The following is a 16342-nucleotide window of genomic DNA, read 5'->3' on the forward strand; positions in this document are numbered from 1 at the left end:
TCGCACTCTCCAAAAACGGAGGGTTCACACGTCAGGAGAACGTATGAACGCCGCATCCACGCTCACCGCGGGCATCGTCGTGCTCACGGTGATCACCATCGAGTCGGGCGGGGTGTTCCTCCTGCGCGTCGTGGGCGGTCGCAAGCCGGCCAACGCCCTGCAGACGTCGTTCTTCCGGGCGGGCCACGCCCACGCGGGCGTGCTCGTGATCCTCGGGCTCGTGACCCTCCTGCTCACCAGCGCCGCCGACGTCGCCGACCCGTGGGCGTGGCTCGGCCCGCTCGGCGTCCTCGTCGCGGCGATCGTGATGCCCGCCGGCTTCTTCCTGTCGGTCCTCGGGCACGACCCGCAGCGCCCCAGCCGACTGGTCGCCCTGATCTGGACGGGCGCCGCGGTCCTGACGCTCGGGCTGGCCACCACGGGGATCAGCCTCGTGGTGACCGGCGCGACCGCGTGATCAGACGACGATGTTGACGAGCTTCGGAGCGCGGATGATCACCTTGCGGATCACGGCGCCCTCGAGGTGCCGAGCGACGTTGGGCTCGGCCAGCGCGAGCGCCTCGAGCTCGTCGTCGGAGATCGAGGGCGCGACCTCGAGCTTGCCGCGCACCTTCCCCTTGACCTGGACCACGCACGTGACGGTGTCGTCGACCAGCAGGGCCGGGTCGACCGTCGGCCACGGCTGCTGCGAGACGGAGGGAGCGTGGCCGAGCTCCGCCCACATCTCCTCGGCCACGTAGGGCGCTGCCGTGCTGAGCAGGATCGCCGTGACCTCTGCCGCCTCGCGGACCGCGGGATCGGCCGCACCCGCACCGGAGTCGATCGTCTTGCGCGTGGCGTTCACGAGCTCCATCACACGCGCGATCACCACGTTGAAGCGCTTGGACTCGTAGAGCTGCTCGGCGTCGGCCACCGTCTTGTGCGTGACCCGACGCAGCGCGACGTCACCGGCGGTGACGTCGGCACCCGGATCGCTCGCCACCTCGTGCGCAACGCGCCACGCCCGCTGCAGGAACTTCGACGAGCCTGTCGGTGACACGTCGGCCCAGTCGATGTCGTCCTCGGGTGGCCCGGCGAACAGCAGCGTCAGGCGCACCGCGTCGACGCCGAACTGCTCGATCTGCTGACCGAGGTCGACGCCGTTGCCGAGCGACTTGCTCATCGCCTTGCCCTCGTTGATGACCTGGCCCTGGTTCATCAGCGACGTGAACGGCTCGACGAAGTCCACCAGGCCCATGTCGTGGAGCACCTTGGTGAAGAAGCGGCTGTAGAGCAGGTGCAGGATCGCGTGCTCGACCCCACCGACGTACATGTCGACCGGCATCCACCGGTTGACGTCCTCGGGGGCGAACGGCGCGTCGGTCCGGTCGGGCGAGCAGTAGCGCAGGAAGTACCACGAGGAGTCGACGAACGTGTCCATCGTGTCGGTGTCACGCTGCGCGGCGCCACCACAGCGGGGGCAGGTGGTGTTGACCCAGTCCGTCGCGGCGGCCAGCGGGGAGGTGCCCTTCGGCGCGAGGTCGGCGCCGGTCAGGTAGGGCAGCTCGACCGGCAGCTGCTCGTCGGGCACCGCGACCTCACCGCAATCGGGGCAGTGCACGATCGGGATCGGGCAGCCCCAGTAGCGCTGACGGCTGAGCAGCCAGTCGCGCAGCCTGAAGTTGACCGTGCCCTCGCCCAACCCCTTCTCGGTCAGCGTCTCGATCGTCACCTCGATGCCCTCGGCCTTGTCGGTGACGCCCTCCAGCACCGGCGAGCCGACGTACGCCCCGTCACCGGTGGTCGCGACGCCGGTCTCGGCCGGGTCACCCTCCCCCGGCACGTCGACGACGCGGCGGACCGGCAGGTCGTACGTCCGGGCGAAGTCGAGGTCGCGCTGGTCGTGGGCCGGCACGGCCATCACGGCGCCGGACCCGTAGTCGGCCAGGACGTAGTCGGCGGCCCACACCTGCATGGGCTCGCCCGTCAGCGGGTTGGTCGCGTGGACGCCCAGGAACACCCCGGTCTTCGGACGGTCGGTGGACTGGCGCTCGATCTCCGTGGCCTGCTTGGTGCGCTCGAGGTACGCCTCGAAGGCGGGCCGCTGATCGTCGGACACCAGCTCACCGGCCAGCGTGGCGTCGGGGGCGACGACCATGAACGTCGCGCCGTACAGCGTGTCGGGCCGGGTGGTGAAGACCCGCACGGGCTCCTCGCGCCCCTCGACCACGAACGACACCCACGCACCCTCTGAGCGTCCGATCCAGTTGCGCTGCATGGTCAGCACGCGCTCGGGCCACCGGCCCTCCAGCTGCTGCATGTCGTCGAGCAGCCGCTGGGCGTAGTCGGTGATCTTGAAGTACCACTGGGTCAGCTCACGCTTGGTGACCACGGCGCCGCAGCGCTCGCAGAACCCTTGGACGACCTGCTCGTTGGCGAGAACGGTCTGGTCGTTGGGACACCAGTTGACGTAGGACGCCTTGCGGTAGGCCAGGCCCCGCTCGAACAGCCGCAGGAACAGCCACTGGGTCCAGCGGTAGTACTCGGGGTCGGAGGTGTGCAGGCGACGCGTCCAGTCGAAGCTCACGCCGTAGCGCCGGATCGACTCGGCCTGCGTCTCGATGTTGTCGTACGTGAACGTCGCTGGGTTCTCGTTGCGCTTGATGGCAGCGTTCTCGGCGGGCAGCCCGAAGGAGTCCCAGCCGATCGGGTTGAGCACGTCGTAGCCCTTGAGCCGCCAGTAGCGCGCCAGCATGTCGTGCAGCGCGAAGACCTCGCCGTGGCCCATGTGGAGGTCGCCGGACGGGTAGGGGAACATCGTGAGCGCGTAGCGCCGCTCGCGACCGGGGTCGGTGCCGTCGGCGTCGTACGGCCGCAGCTCGTCCCACACCGCGCGCCACTTGTCCTGGACCGCGCGGACGTCGTACGACGCCGCCTCGCCCTGCTGGGTGCTCACCTGGGTCTCCTCCGCAATGACGTCCTCGTACGACCGGGTGATCTGCGACACCGAACCGTGCCCGTACACAGAACAGCCCCTCTGGGCAGAGGGGCTGCCACGCTGACGGGGTCGGGATCAGCGTGGCTCGACAAGGTGCAGGTCGTACACGGCTCCCATGCTAGCGCGCTACTCGGCGCGCTGGTCGCGGTCCTCCAGCGCCTCGGGCGGCACGTCCTCGACGACCAGCGGCCGCAGGATCGCCCAGGTGACGAACACGGCCGAGACGCCGAGCAGGATCAGCCCGTTGACGAGGTTGACGTTGAAGCCGTCGGCCTTGCTCAGCTCGGCGTCGGAGGCGTTGAAGATGCCGAGGAAGGTCAGGATCACGCCATAGATGCCCATCAGGGCACCGATGATCGTCCGGATGTCGAACGCCGACGCGATCTTGAAGCGGCTCTTGCCCTCAGCCATCGTTGCTCCTTCTCACCAGAAGATGATGTTCAAGGCGATCACCATGACCAACGAGATCGCGGCGAGCACGGTCGGGCGCTGGTACCACGGGAGCAGGTGCGCGAGCGGGTCGCGCAGCTGGTCCTTGGGCGTCAGCGAGTAGACGAAGCCACGCAGCGAGGCGGCCGGCTTCGGCTGGGTCATCAGGCTCACGACGTAGCTGACCACGATGTCGACCACGAACGCTGCGCTCGCCGCGACGAAGCTCGCACCCTGGCCCCCGAGCGGGATGACGCCCACACTGGCGCTGCCGAAGGCGTCCTCGCTGAGGAAGGCGACGACGACCGCTGCTGCCGTGCCGGACACGAGACCGACCCAACCGGCGGTGGCGGTCATCCGCTTCCAGAACATGCCGAGGATGAACGTCGCGAACAACGGCGCGTTGAAGAACCCGAACAAGGTCTGGAGGTAGTCCATCAGGTTCGAGTAGCTCGACGCGATCAGCGCGGTGAAGATCGCCACCACGGTCGCACCGACCGTGGCCCAGCGGCCGACGCTCGTGTAGTAGCCGTCCGGCTTGTCCTTGCGGACGTACTGCTGCCAGAGGTCCACGCTGAAGACCGTGTTGAACGCCGAGATGTTGGCTGCCATGCCGGCCATGAACGACGCGAGGAGGCCTGCGATCGCGAGTCCGAGCATGCCGTTGGGCAGCAGGTCGCGTATCAGGAGGAGGATCGCGTCGTTGTACGCGACCCCGGAGCTGTCGTCGCCGGCCTTGAGGTCGATCATCTCCGGGATCAGCACGGCGCAGATCATGCCGGGGACGACGACGATGAACGGGACGAACATCTTGGGGAAGGTGCCGATGATCGGGGCGCTGCGCGCGGCCGACATCGACTTCGACGCCATCGCCCGCTGCACCTCGACGAAGTTCGTCGTCCAGTAGCCGAACGACAGCACGAAGCCGAGTCCGAACACGATCCCCACGACGGACCAGAACGGGTCGTCGATGCCCGTGAGGTTGGTGCCGGGCCAGGACGAGAGCTGTTCGCCGCCGCCCGGGGTGGCCGAGATCTTGTCGGTGAGCCCGCTGACCCCGCCGACCTTGTGCAGAGCCACGAGCGTGAGCGGCAGCAGCGCCGCGACGATGACGAAGAACTGGAGGACCTCGTTGTAGATCGCCGCCGACAGGCCACCGAGGGTGGTGTAGGTCAGGACCACGATCGCTGCGGCGATCAGCGACACCCACAACGGCCAGCCGAGGATGACGTTGACGATGCGGGCGAGCAGATAGAGGTTGACGCCGGCGATCAGCAGCTGGGCCACGGCGAAGCTCAGCGCGTTGACCAGGTGCGCGCCCGTCCCGAAACGCATCCGCATGAACTCCGGCACGCTGCGGACCTTGGAGCCGTAGTAGAACGGCATCATCACGACGCCGAGGAACAGCATCGCCGGCACCGCGCCGATCCAGAAGTAGTGCATCGTCGGGAGGCCGTACTGTGCACCGTTGGCCGACATGCCCATGATCTCGACCGCGCCGAGGTTGGCTGAGATGAAGGCCAGACCGGTCACCCACGCGGGCAGCGAGCGCCCCGACAGGAAGAAGTCGATGCTGCTGGAGACCTGGCGCTTGGCGAGGAGGCCGATGCCGAGGACGAAGGCGAAGTAGATCAGGATGATCAGGTAGTCGGAGAAGCCGGTGTCCAGACGAAGCCTCTCGTCTGCCGCCCAGACCACGGTGCCGTCCATCCGCCCTCCCGGTCGTCGGTGGTGTCGGGTCAGAGGTCTGTCCCGAACGGCACGTTACTCCCGAAGCGCAGCATCGGCAGGGCAGAAGAGAACGTCGTCGGAGGTCGTGCCACGGTCCCGTCACCACCGGTGGGCCACACTCTCCCCATGACGCTGACTCGCCGCGAGCTTCTCGTTGCGCTCTCCGTCGCCGGAGCCGGCCTGGCCACCGGCTGCCGCGGAGACGGCTCCACCGACCCGACTCCGACGACCGTCCCCACCACCGACCCGTCGTCGGTGCCCCCGACGACGCCCGCTCCCCGCGGCCCCGACGACCCGACCCGTCTCCGGATCGACGGTGTGGTCGCCGACGGACTGACGGTGCCGTGGGGGCTCGCGTTCCTCGATGCTGGCCAGGCCCTCGTGACCGAACGAGACACCGCGCGGGTGGTCAAGGTCGGGGGCGGCAACGCGACGACGATCGGTGAGGTGCCCGACGTCGACACCGACAGCGGCGAGGGCGGGCTCCTGGGGATCGTCCTCGTCCCCGGCGGCGACGCCGTGATCGTGTACCTCACGTCCCCAGACGACAACCGGATCGTGCGGATGTCGTACGACGGACGCCGCCTCGGACGCCCGCAGGTGCTGCTCGACGGGATACCGCGAGCGTTCAACCACAACGGCGGCCGCCTCGTGATCGGACCCGACCGGATGCTCTACGCCAGCACCGGTGACGCCGGCGAACGCGACCGAGCCCAGGACGTCGACTCACCCTCGGGCAAGGTGCTGCGGATGACCCTCGACGGCCGTGCCGCCGAGGACAACCCCTTCGGCAACCGCGTCTGGTCCTACGGCCACCGCAACGTCGAAGGGCTCGCGTTCGATGCACAGGGCAGGCTGTGGGCGGCCGAGTTCGGCGACCAGACCACCGACGAGCTCAACCTCGTCGAGCGTGGCGGCAACTACGGGTGGCCCCAGACGGAGGGGCCCACGGACGAACGCGGTCTCGTCGGGCCGAAGGCGTGGTGGAGCACCGACGACGCGTCGCCTGCGGGTGTCGGCGTCGCGTACGGGACGGCGTACGTGGCTGCGCTGCGCGGTCAGTGCGTGTGGGCGGTGCCGCTGTCCGGGGCCGACGCCGGCCGACCGCGCCGCCTCCTCGGCGACGCCGGCCTCGGGCGCGTGCGCAACGCCGTGCCGGCACCCGACGGAAGCCTGTGGGTGACGACCAGCAACACCGACGGTCGCGGGGAGCCGGGAGCCGACGACGACCGGATCCTGCGCGTCGTGGTCGGTTAGGGTCGATCGCATGACCTGGCTCGTGACCGGCGGCGCCGGCTACATCGGTTCCCACGTCGTCCGCGCGTTCACCGACGCCGGGATCGGCGTCGTCGTGCTCGACTCGCTCGAGTCGGGCCACCGCGAGTTCGTCCCCGCCGACGTCCCGTTCGTCGAGGGCAACGTCACCGACACCGAGCTCGTCCGTACGGTCCTGCGCGAGCACGGGGTCGTCGGGGTGGTGCACCTCGCTGCGTTCAAGTACGCGGGCGTGTCGGTCCAGCGGCCGATCCACACCTACGAGCAGAACGTCACCGGCACCGTCCACCTGCTGCAGGCGCTGGCTGAGGTCGGCGTGAACTCGGTCGTCTTCTCGTCCTCGGCCGCGGTCTACGGGACTCCCGACACCGACCTCGTCACCGAGTCGACGCCGACGGCTCCGGAGTCGCCGTACGGCGAGAGCAAGCTCGTCGACGAGTGGGTGCTGCGGGCGCAGGCCCGAGCCACCGGGCTGCGGCAGACCTCGCTGCGCTACTTCAACGTGGTCGGCTCCGGCGACGACGACCTCTACGACTCCAGCCCACACAACCTCTTCCCGAAGGTCTTCAAGACGTTGACCGACGGCGGCGTCCCGGTCATCAACGGCGTCGACTACCCGACGCCGGACGGCACCTGCGTGCGCGACTACGTCCACGTGTCGGACCTCGCCCACAGCCACGTCGTCGCCGCGCGCTCCCTCGCGGAGGATGCCTTGCTCGAGGACGTGTACAACCTCGGGAGCGGCGAGGGCGTCTCGGTGCGCCAGATCATGGACACCATCGCGCACGTCACCGGTGTCGACTTCGTCCCCGAGACCGGTCCACGACGCCCCGGCGACCCTGCGCGCATCGTCGCCTCGGGCGACCTCGCCGCTCGGGACCTCGAATGGCGGATGCGTCACTCTCTCGAGGAGATGGTCCGAAGCGCCTGGGGGTCGTGGGTGCACGTTCTCGGCCAGGACGTGCCGGACTGACCCGCGAGCGCAAAAGAGTGACCCGCGAGCGCCAGGGAGTGACCCGCGGGTGTCAGGAGAGGCCGGCGAACCGCTCGACCTTCTTGGTCGGCCCCGAGATGATCAGCTCGTCGAACTCACCGAGGAACGTCTCGGGCCGCGCGTAGGTGAAGTCCGACCCCGGTCGCTTCACGCCGACCACGGTGATGCCGTACTGGTGGCGGAGCGCGGACTCCGCGAGCGTGCGCCCGACCGCTCCCGACGGTGCCGCCGTACGCGCGATGGCGAAGCCGTCGTCGAACTCGATGAAGTCGATCATCGACCCCGAGACCACGTGCGCGACCCGCTCGCCCATCGCCGACTCGGGGTACACGACGTGGCGCGCGCCGACGCGCTCGAGGATCTTGCCGTGCTTCTTGTTGATCGCCTTGGCCCAGATCTCACGAACGCCGAGCTCGGTGAGCGTCAGCACGCTGAGCACGCTCGCCTCGATGTCGGTGCCGATGCCTACCACGGCGCGGTCGAACTGGTCAGCACCGATCTGGCGCAGCGCCTCCTCGTCGGTGGAGTCGGCCTGGACCGTGTGGGTGAACTCCGTCGCCCACTTCTGGACGAGCTCCATGCTCTCGTCGATCGCCAGCACCTCGTGTCCCAGCCGGGTCAGAGACGACGCCACGGCGGTGCCGAAGCGACCGAGGCCGACGACGAGCACGGGGGCGTCGGGCGGAGGGGTCGAGTTCTTGGGCACGGGTCATCTTCTCCTAGCCGATGATCGGTCGCTCTTCGGGCAGGTGGAAGCGACGCGGGCGGGCACGCAGGGCGAGTGCTGACGCCGTCGCGACCGTACCGACACGGCCGATCAACATCAAGAACATCAGCACCGCCTGGCCGGCAGGCGGGAGATCACCGGTGACGCCCATGGAGAGACCGGCGGTGGCGAACGCCGACGTCGCCTCGAACAAGGCCTCGTCCAGGCTCACCTCCGCCACCACGAGCAGCGCCAGTGTCGAGGTCACGACGAGCATCACCGCCAGCAGGGCGACGGTGAGCGCCTGCCGCAGGGTGCTGACCCCGATCCGCCGCGAGCCGATGGTGACGTCGGGGTCACCACGCACCTCCGCGAGGATCACGTAGCCGAGCAGGAGAAACGTCGTGATCTTGATGCCACCGGCGGTGCTGGCCGACCCGCCGCCGATGAACATCATGATGGTTGTGATCAGGGTCGTCTCGGACCGGGCCTCCCCGTAGTCGATGGAGTTGAACCCGCCCGAACGCGGCATGATGCCGCCCTCGAACGACGTGACGAGCTTCTCGCCGAACGACTGGCCGCCCATCGTCGCGGGGTTCGACCACTCCACGACCCCGAACAGGACCGTCCCGGCGCCCAGCAGGAGGAACGAGCCCCACACGGTGAGCTTGGTGTGGATCGACCAGCGGTCGGGGCGCCTCCACCGGCGTGACAGCTCCGCGAGGACGGGGAAGCCCACCGCCCCCACGAACACCGCGATCGAGATCGGCAGGATCAGCGCGGCGTCGCCGACGTACTGGACGAGGCTGTCGGGTGCCAGCGCGAAGCCGGCGTTGTTGAACGCCATCACCGAGTAGAAGATCCCGTGCCAGATCGCCTCGCCCCAGCCTTCGTCGTGACGCGACTCGAACCCGAAGGTCAGCACCACGGCGACCACGGCCTCGAAGCCCAGCATCGTCACGAGGATCCGCCGGACGAGCGGGATCACCTCGCCGAGGTTGACGAGGTGGAGGTCCATCTGGGTGGCGAGCCGCGAGCGCAGGCCGATCCGGCCCCCGACGACGACACCCAGGATCGTGGCCAGGGTGACGAAGCCGAAGCCGCCGACCTGGACCAGCACGAGGATGACGACCTGCCCGAGCGGCGTCCAGTAGGACGAGACGTCGACCGTGCTGAGTCCGGTCACGGTCACCGCGGACACCGACGTGAAGGCGGCCGGCAGGACCGCGCCACCCTGCTGACCGTCGGTCCGCATGCCTGGGAGGAGCAGGAGGAGGGTGCCGGCGACGCTGCCGAGCACGAACGTCGCCGGGAGGATGCGGACGGGGTGCGCCAACGCCGTCAGCATGCCGCTCATGCCCGAACGCCGGGAGGACACAGCCACCCGAGGCACGCTACCGCGTGCGTGGCCCGTCCGGGCGTGGAGCCATCGTGCTCGAGCGGATCACGAGGTCCAGGCCGAGCTCGGTGTGGACGGGCTCGCGGTCCACGGAGTCGTCGTCGAGCTGGCGGAGGAGAAGGTCGGCGGCCTGGGTCGCCTGCTCGCGCACGTGCTGGTCGACCGTCGTCAGACCGAACACGCCGCCGAGGTCGTGCCCGTCGATCCCCACCACCGACACGTCACGCGGCACGTCCAGACCGAGGTCCCGCGCGGCGGTGATCGCCCCGATGGCCAGCTCGTCGGAGGCGGCAGAGATCGCGGTCGGACGCAGTCGTGGGTCGGACAGCAGACGCTTGGCGGTGGAGTAGCCCTCCTGCATCGTGAAGTCTCCGAGGGCGACCAGCTCCGGTGCGACCTCGAGGCCCGCATCGCGCAGCGCGCGCGCATAGCCGTCCTCCCGGGTCGCTGCCAGAGCGAAGTCCCCGGCGCCCTCCCAGCCGATGTGCGCGATGCGGCGGTGTCCGAGCGCGACGAGATGGTCGGTGGCGAGACGCGCGGTCGCGAAGTCGTCGACGCTGACCGTCGACACGCCGGGGATCACGCCGCCGATGCAGACGACCGGGGTGCCGACTCGCAACAGGTCGACGCGCTCGGTGTCGTCGAGCTCGAGCGCCACGGCAAGGAGCCCGTCGACACGCTTGCGGAGCAGGAAGTCGCTGAAGACGAGCCCTCGCTCGCGCTTGCCGCCACCGAGGTAGTAGAGAGTGACGTCGTACCCCGCCGCCGCCAGAACCGTCGACGCGGTCTCGATGATCGTGCTGAAGAACCAGCGGTTCACCCAGGGCACGACCAGCCCGACGTTCTTGCTGCGTCCCGAGGCGAGGCTGGCCGCGTTGTACGAGGCGACGTAGCCGAGGTCACGAGCAGCCTGGGCGCTCAGCGTCCGGGCGGTCTCCGAGACGTGACCGCGCCCGCTGAGCGCGCGCGACACGGTGGCGACCGACAGACCCGCCCGTTCGGCGACGTCCTTGATCGTCACTCCCGCCACCGGATCAGCCTTCCGTCAGACCGTGCCGGCCGGCGCGCGGAACCACGCGGTCGCGTCCGGGGCCAGGAGTCCGTCGCTGACCGCACCCGGGACGCTCTCGAGCACGATCTCGCCGGCCTCGGCGGGGACGGGGTGGTCGGAGAGGTTGGCGACCACGAGGACCTCCCCGTTGACGAAGGCGAGCACCGCCGGCTCGTCGGCGCGGACCCACCGTAGCGAACCCGCGCCGAGCCCGAGGACCTTTCGCGTCGCCAGGGCGTGGGTGTAGAGCGCCAGGGTCGACGTCGGTTCGGCGCCTTGGACGTCGCGGGCGTAGCGGGCCCACTGCGCGGGCTGTGGCAACCAGGAGGAGCCGCTGCCGTTGAAGCCGTACGCGGGGGCGTGCGCCTCCCACGGGATCGGCACCCGGCAGCCGTCGCGGCCGACCACGGCGCCACCGCTGCGCAGGAAGTAGGGGTCGTGCCGCTGGTCGTCGGGGATCTCCAGCACCTCGGGCAGCCCGAGCTCCTCGCCCTGGTAGAGGTAGACGGCACCGGGCAGCGCCAGCATGAGCGCCGTGGCGGCACGAGCCCGCCGCTCCCCCCGCTCGGGGTCGAGGGGCGTGTCGGCCCGGAAGCCGTGCCCATGGGCGACGTGAGCGGCGTCGACCAGCGCGAAGCGCGTGGCGTGGCGGACGACGTCGTGGTTGGACAGGACCCACGTGCTCGGTGCGCCCACGCCACCGAACGCGGCGAGCGACTCGTCGATGACGCGGCGCAGGGCGACGGCGTCCCACGGCGCGTGGAGGTAGGCGAAGTTGAACGCCTGGTGCATCTCTCGCGGACGGACCCACTTGGCGGCACGCTCGAGGGGCGCGACGTTGGCCTCGGCGCACAGGATGCGGTCGGGCCCCCAGCGCTCGAGCCGCTCGCGCCAGCGCTCGTAGACGGCGTGCACGCCGGGCTGGTCGAACATCGGGGCCTCGTGGCCGGGGAACCCGGGTGAGCTGGCGCCATCGGCCCGTCCGCCCCAGTCGGGCAGGCCGGGGGCCTTGACGAGCGCGTGGGCGACGTCGACGCGGAAGCCGTCCACACCCCGCGCGAGCCAGAAGTCGAGGACCTCGTCGAAGAAGGTGAGGACGTCCTCGCTGTCCCAGTTGAAGTCCGGCTGGGTGGGGTCGAAGAGGTGCAGGTACCACTGCCCCGGGCGCCCGTCGGGCTCGGTGACACGGGTCCACGCGGAGCCGCCGAAGTGCGACTGCCAGTCGTTGGGCGGGAGCTCACCGTGCTCGCCACGGCCGTCACGGAAGTGGAAACGCGCTCGCTCCCTGCTGTCCGGAGGCGCCGCGAGAGCCGACCGGAACATCGGGTGGTCGCTGGAGCAGTGGTTCGGGACGAGATCGATGATCACCCGCAGGCCGTGGGCGTGCGCGACGTCGACGACACGGTCGAGGTCGGCCAGGGTCCCGAAGGCGGGATCGACGTCGCAGTAGTCGCTCACGTCGTAGCCCCCGTCACGCTGCGGCGACGGATAGAACGGCGACAACCACACCGCGTCGACTCCGAGCTCGGCGAGCGCCGGCAGGCGGTCGCCGATGCCCATGAGGTCACCCGTCCCGTCCCCGTCGCCGTCGGCGAAGGAGCGCGGATAGACCTGGTAGACGACGGCGTCACGCCACCAGTCACGCTGCGGCACAGGGGTGTCGGCGGGTCCGTCGGCGCGAGGTGCCACGTCGATCGCCATTGCTGCTCTCCTTCGAGGCCGGGTTTGTGGAAGCGATTACACCATAGTCAACACCCATGGCTTATCCGGCCATCCGGCCCGTACGGAGGCCCGTTATCGAAATGTTGCGATCAGGTTTCGTCGCGCGACTTGCTTGAGGTGACTCTTGTCGCTTAGAAATGGAACCGATTCCACTCTTACGAAGGAGCACACCTCATGCTCGTGAACCGCAGAGGCGTCCTGGCCGCAGGTGCCCTGGCCGTCGCCTCGTCTCTCCTGCTCGGCGCCTGCGGCGGGTCGTCCGACGACGACGCCGCCGACGACTCCTCGAAGTCGTCGGAGTCGACCCTCACGATGTGGGTCGATGCCGAGCGCGCGCCGGCTCTGAAGGACGCGGTCGCCTCCTTCAAGAAGGACAAGGACGTCGAGGTCAAGCTCGTCATCAAGGACTTCCAGTCGGCTCGTGACGACTTCATCACCCAGGTGCCGACCGGCAAGGGTCCTGACATGATCGTCGGCCCGCACGACTGGCTCGGGAAGTTCGTCCAGAACGGCGTCGTCGCCCCCCTCGAGCTCGGCGACAAGGCCGGTGAGTTCGAGGACGCGGCCATCCAGGCGATGACCTACGAGGGCAAGACGTACGGCCTCCCGTACGCGATCGAGAACGTGGCGCTCGTCCGCAACACCGCGCTCCTCCCCGAGCCGACCAGCACGATGGACGAAGTCGTCGCCGCCGGCACGAAGGTCGTCGACGCCGGCAAGGCGAAGTACCCGTTCCTCGTCGGGCTCGACCCGAAGCAGGGCGACCCGTACCACCTCTACGGCATCCAGACCTCGTACGGCGTCCCCGTGTTCGAGCGCAACGCCGACGGCGACTACGACCCGAGCAAGCTCGGCCTCGGCAACCCCGGCGGCATCGAGTTCGCGAAGGACCTGGCGGCGTGGGCGAAGGCCGGTGCGCTGAACCCGAGCATCACCGCGGACATCGCGAAGGAGACCTTCAACAAGGGTCAGTCGCCGTACTTCCTGACCGGACCGTGGAACGTCCCGGACATGCAGAAGGCCGGCCTCGAGATCGCCATCGACCCGATCCCGACCGGTGGCAGCGAGCCGGCGACCCCGTTCATCGGCGTCAACGGGTTCTTCATCAGCGCGAAGGCCACCAACGCCCTCGCCGCCAGCGAGTTCGTGCTCAACTACCTGAGCTCCGAGGACGCCCAGGACGCGCTCTTCGCCCAGGGCGGTCGTCCGCCGGCGCTGAAGGCGTCGTTCGAGAAGGCGGCGTCCGACCCGATCGTCGCGGCGTTCGGCGCGATCGGCAAGAGCGGTTCGCCGATGCCGGCCATCCCGCAGATGGACGCGGTGTGGGCCGACTGGGGCGCGACCGAGCTCGACATCATCAAGGGCAAGGCTCAGCCTGCCCAGGCGTGGCCCAAGATGGTCGCGAGCGTCCAGACGAAGGTCGCAGGCTGACATCTCTCACTGACGGCCGGGGAGCGGTTCCGCTCCCCGGCCGGTCTGCTCTCCCCCGCTCTCACCCCAGGAGGGGCACGCCCTGATGACGCTCACCGACGAGCACCGCAGCGAGGACTCGGGCTCTCCCGACCAGCGACCGGGGCGCCGGGGCCCGTGGGCACGGCTGCGCCGGCCCGGAGAGACCGACGGGCTGATCGGCATCCTCGTGAAGATCGCGCTCCTCGCTCTCGTCGACGCGCTCGCGGTGTACGCGGTCTTCATGCTGGCCGCCCAGGAGAAGTGGCTGGTCCTTGCCGTCACGGTGGTCGTGACCGTCGCCGTGAACGTCGTCTACCTGCGCCGCGACGGCCTGCCGGCCAAGTACCTCGCGCCCGGGATCACGCTGCTGCTGATCTTCCAGGTCTTCGTCATGGTCTACACCGGCTACATCGCCTTCACCAATGCCGGCGACGGGCACAACAGCACCAAGGAGGACGCGGTCACGGCGATCGCGACCAAGGGCCAGGAGCGTGTCCCCGACTCCCCGCAGTACCAGCTCGCCGTCCTCGAGAAGGGCGACGACCTGTGGTTCCTGGTCACCGCTCCCGACGGCACGGTCTCCCTCGGCTCGGCCGACGAACCGCTCTCCGAGGTCGAGGACGCCGAGGCCTCCGGCGGCGGAAAGGCGACGCAGGTCGACGGCTACGCCCCCCTCGCGTTCGAGGACCTCCTCCAGCGCCAGGACGAGATCCTCGACATCTCCGTCCCCGTCTCCGACAACCCCTCCGACGGCACACTGCGCACGGCCGACGGCAGCAGCGCCTATGAGTACCGCTCGAACCTGCGCTACGACGAGGACGCCGACAGCTTCACCGACGTCGCCACCGGCACGGTCTACACCGACGGCGGCGAGGGCGCGTACGTCTCGGCCGAGGGCGAGGAGCTGGTCCCGGGCTGGAAGATCAACGTGGGCCTGGAGAACTTCCGCCGCGCGGTCGAGACACCCCAGCTGCGCGACTCCCTGGTCTCCGTGATCGTGTGGACGTTCGCCTTCGCGACCCTGTCGGTCGTGCTCTGCTTCGGGCTCGGGCTGTTCCTCGCGATGGTCTTCAACGTGCCGAGCATGCGTGGCAAGAAGGTCTACCGGGTGCTGCTGATCCTTCCCTACGCCTTCCCCGCCTTCCTGTCGGGACTCGTCTGGTCGGGGATGCTCAACACGGAGTTCGGGTTCGTCAACCAGGTGCTGCTGGGCGGCGCCGAGATCGAGTGGCTCACAGACCCGTGGCTGGCCCGCTTCAGCGTGCTGTTCGTCAACCTCTGGCTCGGCTTCCCCTACATGTTCCTCGTCTGCACCGGGGCGCTGCAGTCGATCCCCGACGAGATGACCGAGGCCGCCCGCATGGACGGCGCCGGCCCGTGGCGGGCCTTCCGGTCGGTCAAGCTCCCGCTGCTGCTCGTGTCGGTCGCACCGCTGCTGATCACGACGTTCGCCTTCAACTTCAACAACTTCAACGTCATCTACATGCTGACCCGCGGCGGGCCGCGGTTCGAGGACACGAGCAACGACATCGGAGCCACGGACCTGCTGATCACGATGGTCTACAAGGTCGCGTTCGGCACCGGGACCGGTCGCGACTACGGCCTCGCCAGCGCGCTGGCCATCATCATCTTCGTCGTCATCGGCGTCATCGCGGCGATCATGTTCCGCCGTACCAAGGCCCTGGAGGACATCCACTGATGAGCACCGTCCACGCTCCGCGCCGGCGCAGCTTCCGGCGCTGGTTCACCGCCCTGGGCTGGCGGCACCTCGTCGGCATCGCCGTCGTCGTCTATGCGACGTTCCCGATCCTCTATGTCCTGTCCGCCTCGCTCGACCCCGCCGGCACGCTGTCGGGGAGCAGTCGGCTCTTCAGCACGTTCGACCTCACCAACTACCGTGCACTCTTCGACGACCCGAGCCGGCCGTACGGGCGGTGGTTCGTCAACACGCTCGTGGTCGGCACGGTCACAGCGCTCGGCACGGTGTTCCTCGGTGCGCTGGCAGCGTATGCGTTCTCGCGGATGCGGTTCACCGGGCGGCGGTTCGGGCTGCTGTCGCTGATGCTCGTCCAGATGTTCCCGCAGATGCTGGCGGTCGTCGCGATCTTCATCCTGATGTCGAACGTCGGTGACGTCTTCCCCGCGCTGGGCATCGGCACCCACGCGGGGCTGATCCTCGTCTACCTGGGCGGCGCGCTCGGCGTGAACACCTACCTGATGTACGGGTTCTTCAACACGGTGCCGGTCTCGATCGACGAGGCCGCCCGGCTCGACGGAGCCAGCCATGCTCAGATCTTCTTCGGGATCGTCCTGCGCCTGGTCACGCCGATCCTGGCGGTCGTGGGCCTGCTGGCCTTCATTACCGCCACCAGCGAGTTCATGATCGCCAGCGTGTTCCTCACCGACCCCGACAACCAGACGCTCGCGGTCGGGCTCTTCGGGTTCGTCTCCGAGCAGACGTCGTCGAACTGGACGATCTTCGCGGCCGGCGCGGTGCTGGCCGCCCTCCCCGTCACGATCCTCTTCCTCGCGCTCCAGCGCTACATCGTCAGCGGACTCGTGTCGGGATCGGTCAAGTAGGACCGGCAGCAGGCGTCGCCATAATG

13 protein-coding genes are annotated in these 16342 nt (G+C 69.2%); 6 read left to right on the plus strand and 7 right to left on the minus strand.

The genetic code is table 11. From position 1 onward, the window contains the following. Window positions 1-43 precede the first annotated feature (43 nt). On the plus strand, window positions 44-457 hold the full coding sequence (locus tag KV097_RS10970; RefSeq protein ID WP_220365870.1) for a hypothetical protein: 414 nt from the start codon (window positions 44-46) through the stop codon (window positions 455-457). On the opposite strand, the gene leuS is transcribed toward KV097_RS10970, so the two are convergent. The 3 genes from leuS to KV097_RS10985 form a co-directional block, all read right to left on the minus strand. Then, window positions 458-2935: a leucine--tRNA ligase gene (leuS, locus tag KV097_RS10975; RefSeq protein WP_220346561.1), complete on the minus strand. Its 2478-nt coding sequence runs from the start codon at window positions 2933-2935 to the stop codon at window positions 458-460. Between the two features lie 168 nt (window positions 2936-3103). Then, entirely contained in the window at window positions 3104-3388 is a 285-nt protein-coding gene (locus KV097_RS10980) for a hypothetical protein (RefSeq protein ID WP_220365871.1), read from the minus strand. 12 nt (window positions 3389-3400) lie between these two features. Beyond that, window positions 3401-5116, minus strand: a complete 1716-nt coding sequence (locus tag KV097_RS10985) for a sodium:solute symporter family protein (protein ID WP_220365872.1) — start codon at window positions 5114-5116, stop codon at window positions 3401-3403. Between the two features lie 147 nt (window positions 5117-5263). Between KV097_RS10985 and KV097_RS10990 the strand changes: the two genes are divergently transcribed. Together KV097_RS10990 and galE are read left to right on the plus strand one after the other, a co-directional pair. Then, window positions 5264-6394, plus strand: a complete 1131-nt coding sequence (locus tag KV097_RS10990) for a sorbosone dehydrogenase family protein (RefSeq protein WP_220365873.1) — start codon at window positions 5264-5266, stop codon at window positions 6392-6394. Between the two features lie 10 nt (window positions 6395-6404). Next, on the plus strand, window positions 6405-7385 hold the full coding sequence (gene galE / locus KV097_RS10995) for a UDP-glucose 4-epimerase GalE (protein WP_220365874.1): 981 nt from the start codon (window positions 6405-6407) through the stop codon (window positions 7383-7385). Window positions 7386-7437: 52 nt separating this feature from the next. On the opposite strand, the gene KV097_RS19775 is transcribed toward galE, so the two are convergent. The 4 genes from KV097_RS19775 to KV097_RS11015 are packed head-to-tail and all read right to left on the minus strand — an operon-like array spanning window position 7438 to window position 12263. Then, a complete protein-coding gene (locus tag KV097_RS19775) occupies window positions 7438-8112 on the minus strand; it encodes a TrkA family potassium uptake protein (protein ID WP_220365875.1) in 675 nt (224 codons plus the stop codon). A 13-nt stretch (window positions 8113-8125) separates the two neighbouring features. After that, window positions 8126-9496, minus strand: a complete 1371-nt coding sequence (locus KV097_RS11005; protein ID WP_308289403.1) for a potassium transporter TrkG — start codon at window positions 9494-9496, stop codon at window positions 8126-8128. Between the two features lie 10 nt (window positions 9497-9506). Then, window positions 9507-10541: a LacI family DNA-binding transcriptional regulator gene (locus tag KV097_RS11010; RefSeq protein WP_220344180.1), complete on the minus strand. Its 1035-nt coding sequence runs from the start codon at window positions 10539-10541 to the stop codon at window positions 9507-9509. 15 nt (window positions 10542-10556) lie between these two features. Then, on the minus strand, window positions 10557-12263 hold the full coding sequence (locus tag KV097_RS11015) for an alpha-amylase family glycosyl hydrolase (protein WP_220365876.1): 1707 nt from the start codon (window positions 12261-12263) through the stop codon (window positions 10557-10559). Between the two features lie 195 nt (window positions 12264-12458). Here KV097_RS11015 and KV097_RS11020 point away from each other — a divergent pair, with 195 nt between their 5' ends. The 3 genes from KV097_RS11020 (at window position 12459) to KV097_RS11030 (ending at window position 16316) form a co-directional block, all read left to right on the plus strand. Beyond that, complete coding sequence (locus KV097_RS11020) at window positions 12459-13715, plus strand: maltose ABC transporter substrate-binding protein (RefSeq protein WP_220365877.1); 1257 nt, start codon at window positions 12459-12461, stop codon at window positions 13713-13715. Window positions 13716-13800: 85 nt separating this feature from the next. Next, complete coding sequence (locus KV097_RS11025) at window positions 13801-15435, plus strand: ABC transporter permease subunit (RefSeq protein ID WP_220365878.1); 1635 nt, start codon at window positions 13801-13803, stop codon at window positions 15433-15435. After that, complete coding sequence (locus KV097_RS11030) at window positions 15435-16316, plus strand: sugar ABC transporter permease (RefSeq protein ID WP_220344176.1); 882 nt, start codon at window positions 15435-15437, stop codon at window positions 16314-16316. The genes KV097_RS11025 and KV097_RS11030 overlap by 1 nt, the downstream gene beginning before the upstream one ends. Window positions 16317-16342: the final 26 nt, after the last annotated feature.

The organism is Mumia sp. zg.B17 (assembly GCF_019550915.1).
GTDB lineage: Bacteria > Actinomycetota > Actinomycetes > Propionibacteriales > Nocardioidaceae > Mumia.

Excerpts from the sequence above, each read along its gene's own strand:
- KV097_RS10970 (WP_220365870.1), top strand. The coding sequence starts at position 44 with ATGAACGCCGCATCCACGCTCACCGCGGGCATCGTCGTGCTCACGGTG.
- KV097_RS10980 (WP_220365871.1), bottom strand. The coding sequence starts at position 3,388 with ATGGCTGAGGGCAAGAGCCGCTTCAAGATCGCGTCGGCGTTCGACATC.
- KV097_RS10985 (WP_220365872.1), bottom strand. The coding sequence starts at position 5,116 with ATGGACGGCACCGTGGTCTGGGCGGCAGACGAGAGGCTTCGTCTGGAC.
- KV097_RS10990 (WP_220365873.1), top strand. The coding sequence starts at position 5,264 with ATGACGCTGACTCGCCGCGAGCTTCTCGTTGCGCTCTCCGTCGCCGGA.
- galE (WP_220365874.1), top strand. The coding sequence starts at position 6,405 with ATGACCTGGCTCGTGACCGGCGGCGCCGGCTACATCGGTTCCCACGTC.
- KV097_RS11015 (WP_220365876.1), bottom strand. The coding sequence starts at position 12,263 with ATGGCGATCGACGTGGCACCTCGCGCCGACGGACCCGCCGACACCCCT.
- KV097_RS11020 (WP_220365877.1), top strand. The coding sequence starts at position 12,459 with ATGCTCGTGAACCGCAGAGGCGTCCTGGCCGCAGGTGCCCTGGCCGTC.
- KV097_RS11025 (WP_220365878.1), top strand. The coding sequence starts at position 13,801 with ATGACGCTCACCGACGAGCACCGCAGCGAGGACTCGGGCTCTCCCGAC.
- KV097_RS11030 (WP_220344176.1), top strand. The coding sequence starts at position 15,435 with ATGAGCACCGTCCACGCTCCGCGCCGGCGCAGCTTCCGGCGCTGGTTC.